The sequence below is a fragment of the Lentimicrobium sp. L6 genome (genome assembly GCF_013166655.1).
Classification (GTDB): Bacteria; Bacteroidota; Bacteroidia; order Bacteroidales; family UBA12170; genus UBA12170.
The window spans coordinates 92,698-111,269 of the sequence record NZ_JABKCA010000001.1 but is presented as its reverse complement, the minus strand read 5'-3'; the positions used below and the strand labels follow the sequence as shown (position 1 = coordinate 111,269).

The following is an 18,572-nucleotide window of genomic DNA, read 5'->3' as shown; positions in this document are numbered from 1 at the left end:
AAAAAAATATTTACTGGCACGTATAATACTCAAATAAAATGCAGACTTTTGGCGAAAATTCAGTTATAAAATCTCGAATTTCTTACAATAATACATCTCTATAAGCGTTTAAATAAAATTGAAAAACAAACTACACATATCACTTATATTAGTCCTAGGCTTTATCATACTATCATCTAGTGTTTGGTCACAATCTAGAACAATTCCCAATCAACCTCGTTTTGATAAAAAGAAATATCATTTTGGGTTTTATCTAGGTGCCAATCAAATGTTGTATAATATAAAAATGAAACCTGGATTTACTAATTTCACCTATTACCAAGAACAAGTTCCTGAAATAAATGCCGATTCGGCATATATGAGAAATGTGGAACCAAGTACTCAATTAGGTTTTACTATTGGAATTGTTTCAGATTTACGTTTAGGAAAATATTTTAACCTTCGTTTCACTCCTGAATTACTTTTTAGTGAACGTAACTTGAGCTATACCATGCTCAAATATTACAGAAGCGTTCCTCAATTAGTCGAAATTGAAAAGAAAGTTCCTTCTACTCATTTAAACTTTCCATTCTATTTAAAATACAAAGGAGTGCGGCTACACAATGCTCGCCCTTATGTTTTTATTGGAGTTAAATTTGTAATGGATTTAGCAGCTCAAGCAGGAAAAGAAGAAGATGTTACTGAGCAAGAAGTAGTTGTAAAGCTATACAGATCAGATATAGCTTTTGAGGCTGGTGTCGGTTTTGATTTCTACTTTAACTGGTTTAAAATGGGAACTGAACTTAGAATGAGTTATGGAATGAATAACATTCTTAAGAATGAAGATAATATCTATACAGACCCCATAGAATCTATTCACTCCAAGATATTCCAATTGATTTTCACCTTTGAATAATCTCCTATGCGAAAAGAATTAGAACTTGTTTTACTGCCCCAACAGGCAGCAAACAACGAAGAAATCAAACTAGTGGTTGCTAAAAAGCTTCACTTAAAACCCTCTAGCATTCAATATATCAATCATTTAAGACGATCTATTGATGCACGATCCAGAATAGTTAAAGTAAGACTTAAGGTGGAAGTTTTTGTGAATGAGAAACCTGCAGAAACCCAGAAGAAATACCTATGGAAAGATGTGAGTTCTAGTAAAGAAGTAATAGTTGTAGGAGCTGGTCCTGCAGGATTATTTGCGGCATTGGGTTTAATTGAACGAGGATTAAAACCCATCATTCTGGAGCGCGGAAAGAAAATTGGAGATCGAAAAAAAGACATTGCTCAACTCTATAAAACACATCAGGTCAATACAGAATCAAATTATTGTTTTGGAGAAGGTGGAGCTGGAACTTATTCTGATGGTAAATTATATACAAGAAGTTCAAAGAGGGGAAATGTTAAAAAAATATTAGAGATTTTTGTTGACCACGGAGCTGATCCTGATATTCTAGTGGATGCTCACCCCCATTTAGGAACCAATAAACTATTAGGCCTAGTCACTAGTCTAAGAAATACTATTCTTGAAGCTGGTGGAGAAGTCCACTTCGAAACAAAAGTTAATGATTTCATGCTTCATGATCAGAAAATCATTGGCGTGGTGGATGCTAATGGAAAAGAATACAGAGGTATAGCCACTATTCTCGCTAGTGGGCATAGCGCTAGAGATATCTATTATTTACTAAACGATAAAGGAATTTTAATTGAACGCAAAGATTTTGCTGCAGGTGTTAGAATTGAACATCCTCAAAAGATTATCAATAGTATTCAGTATCATACTTCAGAAATAGATCCTCTATTACCCACTGCATCATATAGCTTAGTTACCCAAGTAGAAAAAAAAGGTATTTTTAGCTTCTGTATGTGCCCTGGAGGAATTATTGTACCTTCTGCTACTGCTAGCGATGAGGTAGTTGTAAATGGAATGAGTAATGCCATGAGAAACTCACCTTATGCTAACTCTGGAATTGTGGTGACCATCAATCAAGATGAATTAACAAAATACCATAAACATGGAGTGTTTGCTGGATTGGAATTCCAAAGAGATTTAGAAAGAATGGCACATGTGGCTGGTGGAAGAAGCCAAAAAGCACCTGCACAAAGAATGGTAGATTATGTGGCTAAAAAAATGAGTTCTGATTTACCCTCAACGAGTTATATTCCCGGAATATCCAATGCACCCATGCACGAATTACTACCTTCAGAAATTAACGAACCACTAAGAAAAGCATTTGGTGATTTTGGTAAAAAGATGAAAGGATATTATACTGAAGAGGCTATTATTTTAGGCGTGGAATCAAGAACCTCCTCTCCTATTCGAATTCCACGAGACAAGGAGAGCATGGAGCATGTTCAAATCTCTAACCTTTACCCCTGTGGAGAAGGTGCAGGTTATGCTGGGGGAATAGTGAGTAGCGCTATGGATGGCGAAAATGCTGCCGAGAAAATAGCACAAAAATTATAGCCTACATTCCTGGAAGACGTGGGAAATTCTTCAACTTAGATTGCCGGTAATAAAAGCCCCAAAACTGTTTCATCCAATGACCTATGATTGGAAGAGGAAGCATAAGCTCACTATTCTCTTTACGCATTACAAAAGCGGCACCATCTCCCGAATCCATCACGCAAATAATATTAAGGTGCTTGGTATAACTTTCTCTTTCCTTTTTTCCTCTAAAGGTATAATCAATATTTTTTGCTGCGACCTTACCCATCACTTCGGCAAGGTGACCTTGTTTAGCTGCCCATTTTGGTCCAATTAAAGTAGCCACATCTCCAACTGCAAATACATTTGCCTTTCCCTCTACTTGACATTGCTGATTGGTTCTGATAAATCCCACTTCACTTAATGGCAGGTCAGAACTTTCCAAAACTTGGTGCCCGCTACCACCAGGAATAAAAATGATTAAATCGCTCTTTAAAACAGAATCATCTTCAAAGTGAATTTCAGATTGACCAAAACGAGCAATCTTTTTGCCTTTGTGAACTTGTATCTTATAATAATCAAAAAAGGAATCCATCTTTTGATATGCCTTTTCTCCCATCTTTCGACCAGGCTCTGCCATTGGAGCAAAAAAATGAAGATCAAACTGTTCGCGTAATTTTAGTTTTTTTAGATAATGACTAAAGTTAAATAGCATTTCAAAAGCTGGACCTCCTCTTACCGCCGTTGCTGTTGGATCTTTTGGATTCCCCCCAAACCCTATTGCGATACTCCCTCTACCTTGTTGAACCAATTTTTCTAGTTCCTCTTTAATAATTCCAGCCTCCTTTGGTTGTCCACAAATACTATGTGTATGCTCTAAGCCTTTCATCTTCATCTTACTCATACCTATGGCCACTACTAAATACTCATAGCAAATTTCAGAAGATGATAGTTTTACTCTATTTTCAGAGGATATTATATGTTCTACATCATCTATCACTAATGAAAAGCCATGTTTTTTTGACAAAGTCTTCAAGCTTAACTTCACATGATTAAAGCTTTTTTTCTTTACTGGAATCCAAATAGAAATGGGATAAACGAATAAATAATCACGATTACTTACCAAAGTGACTTGATGACCAAGTTTTCTTAGTTGTATTGCAGATTCCACTCCAGCAAAACCTCCACCTAGCACCAAAACATGAGTATTCTCTTTCATAAGACGAATTTATTTGATAGGCGCAAATATATTGAATATTTACAGTTCTTTGTGTTTATAGCGTAAAGTTAAGATATATTTGGGAAGACAAGAGCAATTATTAGTAGATACTGATCAAATTAAAGCTGATTTTCAATAAATTCCAAAATCATTTGAGTGGCTCCAATATTTGACTCTACATACTGCTTGGATTGCAATGCGATAGTATTCCATTTCTCCACATCATCTAGCAATACTGAAACTGCTTGATTAAGCTCAGCAGCATCATGAACTACATTTACAACACCCAGCCTTAACAAATCTTTCGCTTCTTGGAATTTCTGATAATTTGGACCAATAAAAATGGGCATCCCGAATGTTGCGGCCTCCAATGTATTATGAATACCTACACCAAACCCACCACCAATCATGGCGAAATTTGCATATTGATATAAGGAAGATAGCATTCCCATGTTATCGATGATTAGAACAGGGATTTCTTTGAGTGAAGCATCTTTAGCTTTTGAATATCTAATAGAATTAGGGAATAATTCTTCTATCTGTTGAATGTGGTTTTCATCAATTAAGTGGGGGGCAATAATTATTTTCAAGCCAGGTTGTTGAACATGTAACCCTTTAATAATCTGCTCATCTGGCGACCAAGTACTTCCACCAAGAAATAATTTCCGATCATTTTTAAACTCTTCTACAATAGCATTAGCTTCAACTTTAGCTGTGATTTCAGCAACTCTATCAAAACGTGTATCACCACTTTTACTCACGCTATCTATTCCACTTTTTTTCAATAACTGAACTGAATCTTCATTTTGAACGAAGAAATGTTCCACATTCTTTAAATGATTTAAAAACCATCCTCCATAAAACTTAAAGAAAGGCTGTTTTGGCCGAAATATTCCACTAATAAAAATCTGAGGAATCTCTGCATTATTCAACTCGTTCATATAATTATACCAATACTCATACTTAATAAAAACTGCTATTTGAGGGGTGACGAGTTTAACGAATTGACGAGCATTTGAGACCGTATCTTCTGGTAAATAATAGATATAATCTGCAAGCGGATAATCTTTCCTGATTTCGTAGCCCGACGGAGAGAAAAAAGTAAGAAATATTTTAAGCTCAGGATATTTTTGTTTTAAAGATTCAATTAAAGGACGACCTTGCTCAAACTCCCCTAATGAGGCACTATGAATCCAAACAATATTGGAATCATTATTCTTTAAATCATTTTCTATTCTTGATAAAACATCTTTCCTTCCAATAAGCCACAACTTTGCTTTAGCATTCCACAATGAAGCAAGACGAATTAACAAACCGTAAAAGAAAACTCCGAAAGAATAAATAACTCTCATATATGAATATTAAAAAAGCAAAACGGCTTCAAAATTAAAGAATAATGATTAGAGAGCAGAAAAGCACTAAAAATAATACATGGCTTTTGGTGCCCGACCATATAGAGGAATCATCCAACTTAATTTTATGCCAAATAATAGATCTACACGTTTTTTAGAATCACCTCCCATGGTATCAAAATTATATCTTTTCATGGTGGTGAAGGCTTCCTGAACTTCAACTGCAGCTTTAAAATTCCACAGACGAGCATCAGCCAAATATAATAAACCCAAAGATTGACTCAATATAATTCCCTCAGAAAAGCGATCATATCCTTTTTTATAATCACCACCAAGCTGAGGAGCATTATTACCTTCCACATCCCAGCGTATTTTATGCTGCATATACCCCAATCCAAAATTAAAAACGATTCCTGAATTTGGATTGATATTAAAAGCAGGAATAATCTTACCCACTTTTGCTAAAGTAGAAAAACCTCTTTCCATAGGCCTAACATTAGTAAATGTACCATCTAACCCTATGACGAAACTCTGGTCTCCAGTAATCTGCTCAATTATTTCACCAGCCTTCTTCACATCATTTCCAAAAACAAAACTGGCTTCCAATCCCCATAACCAATTTTTATTGGTTTTATAAGTAAATTCCGGACCAATAACAGAATTGTGACCATAATCTTCAGCCATATCCCCACCTGGTATTTGATAGGCATAATTCACCTGTAATATAAAAGTAGAGATGGTAGAATCGGAAACGCTTCCTTGGGCATGAGCATATTGAGAAACTATACCACTCAATACAAAAATTAAAACTAACTTAAAAAATACTCTTTGTAACATGATTATTTGCTGTTTAAGGCAGCAAAGATAGACATTTGAGCGAATTGAAATAGGTGAAAATCTTAAAGAGTATTAATTGTGAAAAATAAAACACCAATATGATGGAATTCCATATCTTTGCGTTCAATATCAAAAAATGAATATCATGATTATTGTATCTTAAAAATCACTGACAATCAGATATATGATAATAATATGCAATTAATAATATGATTTAATATAAAAATATAAACATATGAAAATTCCAATGGTCGACCTACAAGGTCAATATCAAAGGTTAAAAACCGAAATTGATACCGAAATTCATAAAGTATTAGACACATCTTCATATATTAATGGTCCAGTGGTTCATGAATTTGCTCGTGATTTAGAGAAATATCTTGGTGTTAAACATGTCATTCCTTGTGCTAATGGAACAGATGCATTGCAAGTAGCTATGATGGGACTTGGACTAAAGCCAGGTGATGAAGTTATTACCACCTCATTTACTTTTATTGCAACAGCAGAAGTTATTGCTTTATTAGGATTGACTCCTGTATTGGTTGATGTTTTAGAGGATACTATGAATATCGATCCTGTAGCTATTAAAAATGCCATCACTGATAATACCAAAGCTATTGTTCCTGTTCATTTGTTCGGCCAATGTGCCAATATGGATGAGATTTTAACTATCGCTAAAGAGAACAATCTATTTGTTATTGAGGATAATGCTCAAGCTATTGGTGCCAACTATACTTTTGCCGATGGAACAACTAAAAAAGCTGGATCTATAGGTGATGTGGGTTGTACAAGCTTCTTCCCATCAAAAAACTTAGGTGCTTATGGTGATGGTGGAGCCATCTTCACCAATAATGATGAGCTGGCTGAACAATTGAAAGTGATAGTAAATCATGGAATGACCGTAAGGTATTACCACGACTATGTTGGAGTAAACTCTAGATTAGACAGTATGCAAGCGGCAGTTTTAAAAGTAAAACTAGCCCACCTTGACGATTTTGCAAAAGCTAGAAACTATGCGGCTAATTATTATAATGAAGCTTTCGCCAGTTGCGAAAACATTATTACTCCAGTTACTGCCGATTTTACCGATCATGTATTCCACCAGTATACTATGAAATTAGTTGATGTGGATCGCGATGGTTTACAAAAACACTTAATGGATAAAGGAATAGCAAATGCAGTATATTATCCTGTAGCTCTACACATGCAAAAAGCATATCAAGATGACAGATATAAAGAAGGTGACTTCCCAGTGACTGAAAAACTTCAGCAGCAAGTCCTATCACTTCCTATGCATACTGAATTCACAGAAGAACAACTAAAATATGTTTGTGATGCTGTTTTAGAATTCATCCAAAAATAATAGAGATATAAATTCATTAAAGTGCATATTGATGAATAATTGATATGCACTTTTTTCATGTTTTCAAATTGACTACACAAACTCAATTACCAATTCAATGAAAAACTTTTTAGCTTATTTAGCCGTTATTGGTTCCATGTTCTTTTGGGCCTTAAGTTTTATTTGGTCCAAGAGCGCCTTGGAAATCTATAACCCATTAACCATTTTAAGTTTTAGACTTATTTTGGCTTCTGGATTATTGATGGGTTTTTCTAAACTGATTGGGAAATTGAACAAAATTGAAAAGAGCGATTGGAAATACATTATCCTTTTAAGTTTTTTTGAACCCTTCTTGTATTTTATTGGAGAAACCTATGGCCTTCAACGCGTTTCTCCTACAATTGCAGCCGTGATTATTGCTACCATCCCCTTATTCTTGCCTTATGTGGCTTGGTATTTCTTTAAAGAACAAATTACTAAATATAAGATCTACGGAACTCTTTTAAGCTTTATTGGTGTTATCCTAGTTATTGTAAATACCAATATGGAACTCAATGCTGATTTTTGGGGAGTGATGTTGCTGATGTTGGCCGTATTTTCCGCAATTGGGTATACAGCAGTACTTAATAAACTATCCCACAAATACAACTCTTTCACCATTGTTGGTTATCAAAGTTTCTTTGGGCTTCTAGGTTTTGCCCCTTTGTTCTTCTTTATTGAGTTGCCAACATTTTCAGAAACCGGATGGGTTTGGGAAGGCCTTCAACCCATTTTTCTCTTGGGAATATTTGGTTCTATTATTGCTTTTGTATTATTTACGCATAGTATTAAAATACTTGGTGTAACCAGAAGTGGAGTGTTTACCAATGGGATACCCGTACTCACTAGTATTTTTTCCTTTATTCTATTGGGAGAGCGACTTTTTACCATAAATTATATAGGAATTTTAATTGTGGTGGCAGGCCTTTTCCTGTCGCAAATAAAGAGCAAACAGTAGTTACGATATCGCTATATTATCTTTATCATAAACCACTAAAATATTTTATTTTTAAATATTTCTCTTTTAAAAAGTACTTGGGTACTATGACACTATTATGAATACTATGAGCTGAAATTTGGTAATTAGGCCAATAACATCTATATTTATAGGGTTATTGACATGGGCTATTATGGAAAATCAGATAGGAAAATTAAAAGCTAGAATTAAAGAGTTAGAATTACAACTAAAAGCTGAAAAATCAAAGTCTTTGAAAGCTGAAAAGCACTCTGCTTTTCACAATAACCGGGCTCAGTTTATTACTAATAACTCTGGTCATATTTATCAATACAATTCCTCGTTTATTTCCATATTGGATTCTTCCACCGAAGCTGGAACCGAAACAGATTTAGTTTTAGATTTTCAGAAACAAAATCAAGATATTTTAGGTAACCTACAAAGCTCTATTCCTAAAACCTTTGAATTTGCTTTTAAGAACTCCTCAAAAGACATTATAAAAACAAATTATGGCATCCAAAAACTGAATCAATTAAACAAGGAAAATACGATTTACCAATTTACAGAAATTGATAATGATGCAAAAACAAGTCATTCAGAACCAGGTGAGTTAAAAGCAACAAAAAGTAGATTAGAAGAAAGTGAAGAAAAATATAGACTATTACACCAAAGCTCGGCTTTTGGGGTAGGCTACTATTCTAAAGATGGAATAGTTATTTCCTATAATGATATAGCTGCTAAAAATATGGGAGGAAAAAGTGAGGATTTTGAAGGAAAATCATTTCTTGAAATCTTCCCGAAAGAACATGCTGAGGAATACACCAAAAGATTCAAACATGCTCTTCAATATAATGATTCAAAAGAATATGTAGATCATATAAAGCTCCCTAATGCCTCTTTCTGGTTTAAAAGTATTTACACTTGCATATATAATAGCAAAAATGAATTAATGGGTGTTCAAATTATATCTGATGACATCACTAAAAGCAAAACACTAGAAAACCAATATAGGACCATAAACAATTCGATAGAAAACTCCCTAAATGGTTATCATATTGTAAATGAAAAAGGGGAGTTTGTCTATGCAAATAAAGAGTATTTAAAGAGGTGGGGATATCATTCCTTAGATGAATTATTGCTATCTAACCCTAAGGATCATTGTTTCAACCCAGAACTTCCAAAGCAAATTATTGATGAAGTAAACAAAAATGGAAGTCTAGAAATAGAGTTTTTAGCCAAAAGAAAAGATGGAAGCACATTCGATGTATTAATGAGTATAATAAAAGAAATTGATGTAAATGGTGATAATATTTACCTAAGCACCTCTCTAGATATCACACAATTAAATTTAAATAATACTATTTTAAAAGAAAACGAAGAAAAATTCAGAAACTTTGTGGATTACTCTTCAGAAGGAGTAGCTATTGTTGACAATAACGGAAAGATAACTTTCATTAACAAAGAGTTTGAAAATATTTTTGGAGTAACCAGCAGCGAAACTAAAGGACTACACGCATGGGATTTAATGTTAAAAATGTCAAACCTTAAGAAGGAAATCCCAAACACAAAGGAAAGCTTAAAAAAAAGCATACTCGGCATACTCACTAAAAAAGAACATGTTATTTTAGATAAAAACTTCACTACTATTATTCAGGCAAAAACGAAGAAAAAGAAAGATATTATTGAAACGATATTTACTTTTGATACTTCCAAAGGGAAACAATTGGGTATCATTATTACCGATATCACAGAAATTAAAAACGCTGAAAAAGAGATTATCTCCGCCTACAACTTACTCCAAGATACAGAAAGAATCAGCAAGTCTGGTAGCTGGACCTATGAGCCCAAAACAGGAAAAAATCATTGGTCGAAAGGGGCCTATGATATACGAGATGTTCATTATGAAAAGAATACTGACTTAGATATCTTTAAAAAACACATTCACCCTGACGACAGTGAGGAATATTTCGAAACATTCAATCGGAATTTAAAGTCTACTGAGGAATCTTTCCAGCAAAAATTCAGGCTCATTACTGAAAACGGAATCACAAAAATTATTTCTGCTAATTATAAAGTAAAAAGAGATGTGAAAGGGGAAGCTATTTTAGTAGTTGGGATTGATAAGGATATCACCGAACTAGAATTAGCCGCTAAATCAATAAAAGAGCAAGAAGAAAGATACAAAACCTTGTCTGCAGCTACATTTGAATCTATTCTCATATCTGAAAATGGCATGTGTATTGACCAAAATGAAACTGCAAGAAAAACGTTTGGTTATTCTGATAAAGAAGCTATTGGCAAAAACGCCATCGAATGGATAGCACCTGAATACAGAGAGCTCATTATCAACAAGCTAAAAACAGAAAACCTTCAACCATATCAAACCACAGCACAAAGAAAAGACAAAAGTAAATTCCACTGCGAAGTACAAGAAAGAATTCTTTATAAAAATGATAGAAAGCTAAAATTCACCGCAATAAAGGATATAAGCTCTAGAGTTTCCACTGAAAAAGCACTATTTAAAAGTGAGGAACGTTTTAACCTGGCCATGGAAGCTACTCACGATGGATTATTTGATTGGAACTTGATAACTAATGAAATATATTACTCCCCTGGTTGGAAACGCATGCTAGGTTATGAGGATTCTGAATTGGAAAACACCTTCAAAACATGGGAAGATTTAACTCATCCTGATGATATTAAGCGCTCATGGAAAATGCTTGACAAACATATCAAAGGTGAAATACCTCGATTTGAAGTTGAATTTCGCATGAAGCATAAAAAGGGTCATTGGGTGGATATTTTAGCACGTGCAAAGGTTACTGTAAATAAAGAAAATAAACCAATCAGAATTATTGGAACGCATATTGACCTTACTGATATTAAAAAAGCGGAGCAGCTATTACAGTTTCAAAAACAAATATCAAAACAATACTTGGAAATTGCTGGGGTCATGTTTATTGCATTAGATATAAATCAAAATGTTGTTCTAGTCAATCAAAAAGGATGTGATATTTTAGGATATAAAGAAGAAGAAATTATTGGTAAAAACTGGTTCGACCATTTCATACCTCAACATAATATCGATCAAGTAAAAAGTGTATTTAATGAAGCTTTAGAAGATGAAACAAATCTCATTGAATATTTTGAAAACCCCATAATTAGAAAAGATGGAGAAAAAAGAATCATTGCTTGGTATAATGCTACCCTTAGGGATGAAAATGGGAAAGCAATACGATTCGTTTCCTCTGGTGCTGACATCACAGAACGAGTAAGCACCCAAAAAGCTTTAAGTGAAAGTGAAGAAACATTGCGATTGGCTTTAGACTCCAGCAAACAAGGCATTTATGACTTCAACATACAAACTGGTGAAATTAAAGTAAGTGACAGCTACATCATCATGATAGGTCATAACCCGAAAACATTTATTGAAACTAATGAAAAATGGACCAACAGATTGCATCCGAATGATGTTAATCATGTTTTGAAAAACTATTCCGATTATATAGAAGGTAAAATTCCAGCTTATCGTATTGAATTTCGAATTAAAACAAAACAAGGAAAATGGAAGTGGATACTTTCCATGGGTAGTATAGTAGAATATACAGAAGATGGAAAACCACTCAGAATGCTTGGAACTCATACAGATATTGATAAGATTAAAAAAACACAATTGGCATTACAACAGAGCGAAGAAAAATACCGCGCCATGTATGATAATGCCCCGTTAGGCTATCAATCCCTTGACAAAAATGGAGATTTATTGGATGTAAACCCCACTTGGACAAAAATACTAGGCTATAAAAAAGAAGAAGTTATCGGTAAGCATTTTGGATCTTTTCTACATCCAAGTCAAGTTGAACTTTTTAAAGAAAGATTCCCCAAATTCAAAGCTTTGGGGAATGTAAACAATGTGCTTTTCAAGATGGTTAAAAAGGATGGGACCGAAATAGACGTTTCTTATGAAGGCTGCGCTGGATATACACCCGATGGCCAATTCAAACAAACCTATTGCACGTTTAAAGAAATAACTGAGGAAGTAAAAGCTAAAGAAGCCTTAATAAAAGCAAAAGAAAATGCTGAAAGAAGCGACCATTATTCTAAAATCATTGCTAAACTCGCAAAAGAAATTATCAATAGTGATCTTTCAATAGAAGTTATTGCAAAATTAACCTATGACTACGCATTATCTTTAACCAAGAGCAAATATGGGTTTGTTTCTTCTATCGATCCTGAAACAGGAGACAATATTGCCCACACTTTAAGTGAAATGATGAAACACATGTGTAATGTTGAAAATAGTTCTATCATTTTCCCAAAAAGAGCTGAGGGCTATCCTTCACTTTGGGGTCATGCGCTAAATACACAAAAAGCATTTTACAGTAACAAACCTAACATTCATCCAAAATCACAAGGCATTCCAAAAGGCCATATACCATTAGAAAACTTTCTATCGGTTCCTGTAATGATTAAAAACAAACTGGTTGGCCAAATCGCCTTAGCAAATAAAGAAGAAGGATACAGCAATGAAGATATAAAAGTAATCAAGGAAATTGGGTATTTATATGGCTTAGCTATATATAGAAAACAAACCGAGACTGAGCTGATCCAAGCTAAAGAAAAGGCTGAAGAAAGCGACCAATTAAAATCTTCATTTTTGGCCAATATGAGTCATGAAATCAGAACTCCAATGAATGGGATATTAGGTTTTGCTGACCTCCTCAAAGAGCCAGGGATAGAAGAAAATGAACGAGAAAAATTTTTAGGGATTATCCAAAAAAGTGGTCATAGATTACTCAGTATCATCAACGACTTAATTGATATTTCTAAAATAGAAGCTGAACAAATGGAAGTATTTAATGAGGATACTGAAATAAACAAACAAATTGAATACTTGTACACTTTCTTCAAACCGGAAGCCGAAAAGAAAAAAATTGAATTAACTTGCTATACCGCATTACCTGATATGGAAGCCACCATACATTCAGATCGAGAGAAAATTTATGCCATCCTCACCAATCTGATTAAAAATGCAATAAAATATACCAAGCAAGGAAAAATAGAATTCGGGTATATAAAAATTGAGAACCACTTAGAGTTCTATGTAAAAGACACAGGTATAGGCATTCAACATTCTAAGTTAGATAACATATTCGACCGATTTGTACAGGCAAATTTAACAAACGCTACAGAATATGAAGGTGCAGGACTAGGTTTAGCTATTACCAAAGCTTATGTAGAACTACTGGGAGGAAATATTTGGTTAGAATCGAAAGTTGATAAAGGCTCTACTTTTACATTCACTTTACCAATTGAAAAAAGGAATGCATAGCTTATAAAGATGACCAATTAATTTAGGGTTTCCCAGGGAAATGGTCCACAAACTTCACTTTAATATCTGGGAAGTTATCTACTATTTGAACCTTAACATCTGGAAAATTTTCCACCACTCTCCATTCCCCACAATCATCAGGGAAGTTCTCTACCATCTTAACTTTAAGATCTGGGAAATTGTCTACGATCTTTATCTTAATATCAGGGAAATTATCCACGAATTTAATCTTCCCATGCAATGGAAAACCTTTATAGGTGCAGTTTTCGAAATCTATCTTCTCATCTCCACTATTAAGCTCAGGAACATCACAGCTTTCTTTACCATCTTCAGGTACACAATCGGCTGGAGTAAAACCAATAGCCATGAAAATTAATAAAGATAATGTAAAGGAAATCAAGTATTTTAATCGCTTCATGTCACAAAAATAGAAAAATCTTCTGCAATTATTAAAGATTAACAAAGTCTTTTCAGAAATTAGCCTCCTCAAAATGATAAATCCGTATCTTAGATAAATATTACGAATTCAGAATTATACACTATGAAAGAGCTAAAGCAAATAAAAATATATTGTGAAAATAAAGAAGTAGAGAAAAACTATCCCATTGGAACTACTTTATTAGAAATCCTTGAAAAAGAAAAACCAAAGACAAAATACCCCATTCTTGGCGCTATGCTCAATAATAGTTTGAAAGAATTGGACTATGCCATATACAAACCCAAAAGAGTTCGATTTATCGACTATACACATCCCGATGGCAAGAGAATGTATATGCGTTCCCTGTCTTTTATTTTATTTAAAGCGGTGCGGGACATGTTTCCCGAAGCCAAATTAAAAATTAAGCACTCTGTATCCAATGGCTTCTATTGCAAACTCGAAGGTATCGATGAAGAATCTAACTATAAAGACATTACTGCCCAACTAAAATTAGAAATGCAGAAAACAGTTGCTGCTGATTTTAGTTTTAACCGGGAGGAAATCCCTACTGAAGATGCCATCAAGATATTTGAAGAGTATAAATTGTATGACAAATGCGAACTCATTAAAACTCGTCAACAATTCTACAGTTCCGTTTATCAAATGGATGGGGTCGTTAATTATTTTTATGGATATTTAGTTCCCTCCACCTCCTATATTCAAGTATTCGATTTACTGGCTTATCACGATGGAATGCTTTTATTACCGCCAAAAACAGAAAATCCGAACGAACTGGAGGAGGTTATCAATCAACCCAAACTCTTCGAAGCTTTCAGCGAATTTAAGGATTGGGTAAACATTATTGGAATTCCAAACGTAGGGCAGTTAAACACAGCTACACAAGAAAAAAAGGTTGGACAAGTCATTAAAATATCTGAAGCACTGCAAGAAAAAAAAATAGCCAGTATAGCTGAAAGGGTAGGAAAGAGAAGACAAGACCTAAAACTCATACTTATCTCAGGCCCGTCTTCTTCTGGGAAAACTACATTTGCTAAACGACTCTCTATTCAACTCAATGTCATAGGCATCGATCCTATTGTTCTTTCTATGGACAATTATTTTGTGGAAAGAGAGTTGACTCCAAAAGATGAAAATGGTGAACTCGATTTTGAAAACCCTCATGCTTTAGATATCAAACTCTTCAACAATAATCTTTTGGATTTGTTTGACGGAAAAGAAATAGACCTTCCTAAATTTTCTTTTGCAACAGGCAAAAAATTCTACGATGGTTCCAAACTTAAATTAAAAGAAAATAGCATTCTATTGGTTGAAGGTATCCATGGCTTAAATCCCATGCTATCCGAAATGATTCCTAACAATCGAAAATTTAAAATATACGTATCGGCTTTAACACCTTTAAGTATCGATTCTACCAACAGAATACCTACCACAGATAACAGACTAATCAGAAGAATTGTAAGAGACCATAATTACCGAAATTACTCAGCATTAGACACCCTTCAACGATGGGCAAGCGTTAGAAATGGTGAAGAAACCCATATTTTTCCATTCCAGGAAGAAGCCGATGTAATGTTTAATACCGCTTTATTATACGAATTGGGGGTGCTAAAAATATGGGCAGAACCTATTTTAAGAGCCGTACCCCCAGTAGTTCCAGAATACTCCGAAGCCAGAAGGCTTTTAAAGTTCCTATCCTATATTAAACCTATTTTCACTAAAGAGATCCCTCCTACTTCAATACTTAGAGAGTTTCTGGATGGGAGTAGCTTTAGTTATTCTTAATTTGTTAATTTATGAGTCTTTTTTTAAGTTTTAAAACCATTTGAGTTCGAGACTTAATGACCCATATTTTTTATTACTTTTGCATCCCTTTTTATGATGCAAGAAATAATAACATATATAGTCCCCGTATTAGTACTCATGGATATTTTCTTTTTATCCATAGCCGGAGGTGTAACACTTCATCCATACAAATGGACGGAAACTATTAAAATCAGTTTGATTTTTTCAATTGTAAATGGTCTAGCTGCTGTTATTGCATTTGGATTTTCTTTTTTAATCAGCCCATTAATCTCTGACTTTTCAAATATTGCGGGTCAATTATTTATAGCTTTTGTGGCAGTTCGAATGATGACCGATGCCAAAAAGATAAAAAATGAAGAACGAACTTTTCTAGTGGAAGACAACAAGATAGTTTGGTCATTGGCTTTGGCCTCCTCATTTAGTATATTTCTTGTATTTCTAGGATTAGGTTTTCTAGGACTAGATAGTAATGCTCCAATTATTATTTTATTCACTGCCTCACTCCTCCTCAGTCAAATGGGATTGTTTTTTGGTAGTCATTATAAGCCAGTAAGGCTTGGAAGAAGCAGTAAACTAGCCGGAGGATTCTTAATATTAGTGATTACGATTCTAAATTTCATCATATGAAAAAAACATACTTTTTAGTAACGATTAGTTACTTGTTTTCAATATTTGCTATCGCTCAAATACCTTCAGGTTATTACGATGATGCCCAAGGTCTTACAGGGGAAAACCTAAAAACGGAGCTTTACAATATCATCAAAGACCATAATATTCAGTCTTATGGCTCTTTATGGGACCATTATTATACTACAGACGACAAACCCAATGGAAAGGTTTGGGATATGTATTCCGACGTTCCTGATGGCACTCCTCCTTATGAATATACTTTTGGTACTAACCAATGTGGAAACTATAATAGTGAAAACGATTGCTATAATAGAGAGCATTCATTTCCTAAAAGTTGGTTTGATGATTCAAGTCCAATGGTTACCGACATTATTCACATTGTGCCTACCGATGGTTATGTGAATGGTAAAAGAGGAAATTTACCTTACGGAGAAACCAATAGCCCAAGCTGGACAAGTATGAATGGCTCCAAAGTAGGAAGCTGCAGCGTATCAGGATTTAACGGAACCATATTTGAACCCATTGATGCTTACAAAGGAGACTTTGCCCGAATTTATTTCTACATGGCCACTCGATACGAAAACCTCATTGCAAGTTGGGAGAATAATTCTGCAAGTTCTGATGATGCACTAAATGGAACCTCCTACCCTTGCTACGAAGAATGGTATTTAAATATGCTTTTAGAATGGCATAGAAACGACCCGGTGAGCCAAAAAGAAGTGGATAGAAATAATGACATCTATGGTATTCAAGACAATAGAAATCCTTTTGTCGATAGACCTTATTATGTAGATCAGATTTGGGATCCAGAAAATGCAGTTTCTGATCTTTCAATTGATGAAATCATGAATATCTATATTGGAGGTAACGGAAACACGCTAAAGTTAAATACGTTAGAAGCAACTCACGAAACATTCCAATTGAAACTATTCAATATTTCTGGTCAAGAATTAAGACAAGAAAATATGAACCATTCAACTTATGAAATGGATATTGCGAACACCCAAAAAGGATGCTATATTCTTCAGATTATGAACACCGATAACCAACAATTATATCACTTTAAATTTATCAAATAGTGGCAAATATTAGATTAACCAAAGAGTTTAAATTTGAAACCGCACATGCTCTGATGGGCTATGATGGTTTGTGTAAACATATTCACGGGCATTCATACGAATTATTGGTAACCGTAATAGGGAAACCCATTGAGGATGAAAACAATCCCAAACTAGGTATGGTTATGGATTTTGGCGACCTCAAAAAAATTGTGAAAGAAGAGGTAGTTGACAAGATGGACCATTGCTTAATCCTCAACGAAAAAGGAGCTAAAGCCGAAGCCCTAAAACAGAGCGACGAGATGTTCCAACGAGTAGTTACCGTTCCTTATCAACCTACCAGCGAGATGATGCTCATTGATTTTGCAGAAAGAATAAAACCCAGACTTCCAGAACACATCAAACTGCACCATATGATGCTCCGCGAAACCGTAACCAGCTATGCTGAATGGTTCGCTTCTGATCAATAGAAGTATTTTATTTTCAGGAAAATAACTGTTAACTATTAACTGTTAACTAAGTATTTGCCCCTACCAATCAATTCCTCTATGGCTTTAAAACAAAAAAGCTTAAGTTTGCAATTCATCCCTAAAATATTTTAAAATGGAAAAAGTTAGTTTTGGAAGCAATGCAATCAAGTATGGTCTCATCGCTGCTGTCCTTTTAATAATCCAAACATTAGTCTATTACTTGTTGGATATTAATGTATTTCAATGGAGTTTTATGTTATTAAGTTTTGCCTTAATGGGTATAATTATTATTTCTTCGATTATCGTAGGAATAAAAAATTTAAGAAAAGCTAATGACGATATTATTAGTTTTGGAAAAGCTTTTGGTCAAGGTATGCTAATAGGAACTATTACATTGATTCTTGCAGGTGTATTTTCGCTTGTTTTTAATCTGCTAATAGTCCCAGAATACCTTCCATCACAAATTGATAATTTTGTTGCATTCATGGAAGGTATGAACATACCAGATGATGCAATTGACATGGCAATAGATGAATTTAAAAAAGGTATTACAACAGAGGGTCAGATAATGAGTTTCTTCAAAAACACTGCTTTTTTTATTGTTATCACACTCATTGCTTCATTAATTATTGCAGCAGCATTGAAAAAAGAAGATACTCAATCCGATATTTTCTAAATTTGCC

Annotated in this window: 14 protein-coding genes; 10 read left to right on the top strand and 4 right to left on the bottom strand. The window is 34.2% G+C overall.

Going from position 1 to position 18,572, the window contains the following annotated elements; genetic code table 11:
* Positions 1–118: 118 nt before the first annotated feature.
* Together HNS38_RS00475 and HNS38_RS00470 are read left to right on the top strand one after the other, a co-directional pair.
* Positions 119–895: a porin family protein gene (locus HNS38_RS00475; protein WP_172280842.1), complete on the top strand. Its 777-nt coding sequence runs from the start codon at positions 119–121 to the stop codon at positions 893–895.
* A gap of 6 nt (positions 896–901) precedes the next feature.
* Positions 902–2,452, top strand: a complete 1,551-nt coding sequence (locus tag HNS38_RS00470; RefSeq protein WP_172280840.1) for an NAD(P)/FAD-dependent oxidoreductase — start codon at positions 902–904, stop codon at positions 2,450–2,452.
* A gap of 1 nt (position 2,453) precedes the next feature.
* Here HNS38_RS00470 and HNS38_RS00465 read toward each other — a convergent pair whose 3' ends face one another.
* From HNS38_RS00465 to HNS38_RS00455, 3 genes are all read right to left on the bottom strand, one after another.
* Positions 2,454–3,632, bottom strand: a complete 1,179-nt coding sequence (locus HNS38_RS00465) for an NAD(P)/FAD-dependent oxidoreductase (protein WP_172280838.1) — start codon at positions 3,630–3,632, stop codon at positions 2,454–2,456.
* A 119-nt stretch (positions 3,633–3,751) separates the two neighbouring features.
* A complete protein-coding gene (locus HNS38_RS00460) occupies positions 3,752–4,984 on the bottom strand; it encodes a 3-deoxy-D-manno-octulosonic acid transferase (RefSeq protein WP_172280836.1) in 1,233 nt (410 codons plus the stop codon).
* 66 nt (positions 4,985–5,050) lie between these two features.
* A complete protein-coding gene (locus tag HNS38_RS00455; RefSeq protein ID WP_172280834.1) occupies positions 5,051–5,821 on the bottom strand; it encodes a hypothetical protein in 771 nt (256 codons plus the stop codon).
* 235 nt (positions 5,822–6,056) lie between these two features.
* Here HNS38_RS00455 and HNS38_RS00450 point away from each other — a divergent pair, with 235 nt between their 5' ends.
* From HNS38_RS00450 to HNS38_RS00440, 3 genes are all read left to right on the top strand, one after another.
* Positions 6,057–7,184: a DegT/DnrJ/EryC1/StrS aminotransferase family protein gene (locus tag HNS38_RS00450; protein WP_216663599.1), complete on the top strand. Its 1,128-nt coding sequence runs from the start codon at positions 6,057–6,059 to the stop codon at positions 7,182–7,184.
* Positions 7,185–7,281: 97 nt separating this feature from the next.
* Entirely contained in the window at positions 7,282–8,160 is an 879-nt protein-coding gene (locus HNS38_RS00445) for a DMT family transporter (RefSeq protein ID WP_172280832.1), read from the top strand.
* 172 nt (positions 8,161–8,332) lie between these two features.
* The gene (locus tag HNS38_RS00440) at positions 8,333–13,489 is read left to right on the top strand and encodes a PAS domain S-box protein (protein ID WP_172345817.1); all 5,157 of its coding nucleotides are present in this window, start codon (positions 8,333–8,335) and stop codon (positions 13,487–13,489) included.
* Positions 13,490–13,511: 22 nt separating this feature from the next.
* Here HNS38_RS00440 and HNS38_RS20185 read toward each other — a convergent pair whose 3' ends face one another.
* A complete protein-coding gene (locus HNS38_RS20185; RefSeq protein ID WP_216663598.1) occupies positions 13,512–13,907 on the bottom strand; it encodes a hypothetical protein in 396 nt (131 codons plus the stop codon).
* A gap of 123 nt (positions 13,908–14,030) precedes the next feature.
* On the opposite strand from HNS38_RS20185, the gene HNS38_RS00430 reads away from it, so the two are divergent.
* From HNS38_RS00430 to HNS38_RS00410, 5 genes are all read left to right on the top strand, one after another.
* A complete protein-coding gene (locus HNS38_RS00430) occupies positions 14,031–15,710 on the top strand; it encodes a nucleoside kinase (RefSeq protein WP_172278047.1) in 1,680 nt (559 codons plus the stop codon).
* Between the two features lie 93 nt (positions 15,711–15,803).
* Positions 15,804–16,358: a manganese efflux pump gene (locus HNS38_RS00425; protein WP_172278049.1), complete on the top strand. Its 555-nt coding sequence runs from the start codon at positions 15,804–15,806 to the stop codon at positions 16,356–16,358.
* Entirely contained in the window at positions 16,355–17,440 is a 1,086-nt protein-coding gene (locus HNS38_RS00420; protein ID WP_172345816.1) for an endonuclease, read from the top strand. The genes HNS38_RS00425 and HNS38_RS00420 overlap by 4 nt, the downstream gene beginning before the upstream one ends.
* Positions 17,440–17,889: a 6-carboxytetrahydropterin synthase gene (locus HNS38_RS00415; protein ID WP_172278053.1), complete on the top strand. Its 450-nt coding sequence runs from the start codon at positions 17,440–17,442 to the stop codon at positions 17,887–17,889. Before HNS38_RS00420 ends, HNS38_RS00415 begins: the two co-directional genes overlap by 1 nt.
* Positions 17,890–18,022: 133 nt before the next feature.
* Positions 18,023–18,565 carry a DUF4199 domain-containing protein gene (locus tag HNS38_RS00410; protein WP_172278055.1) on the top strand — a complete coding sequence of 181 codons (543 nt, stop codon included), beginning with the start codon at positions 18,023–18,025 and terminating at the stop codon, positions 18,563–18,565.
* The last annotated feature ends 7 nt before the right edge of the window (positions 18,566–18,572 follow it).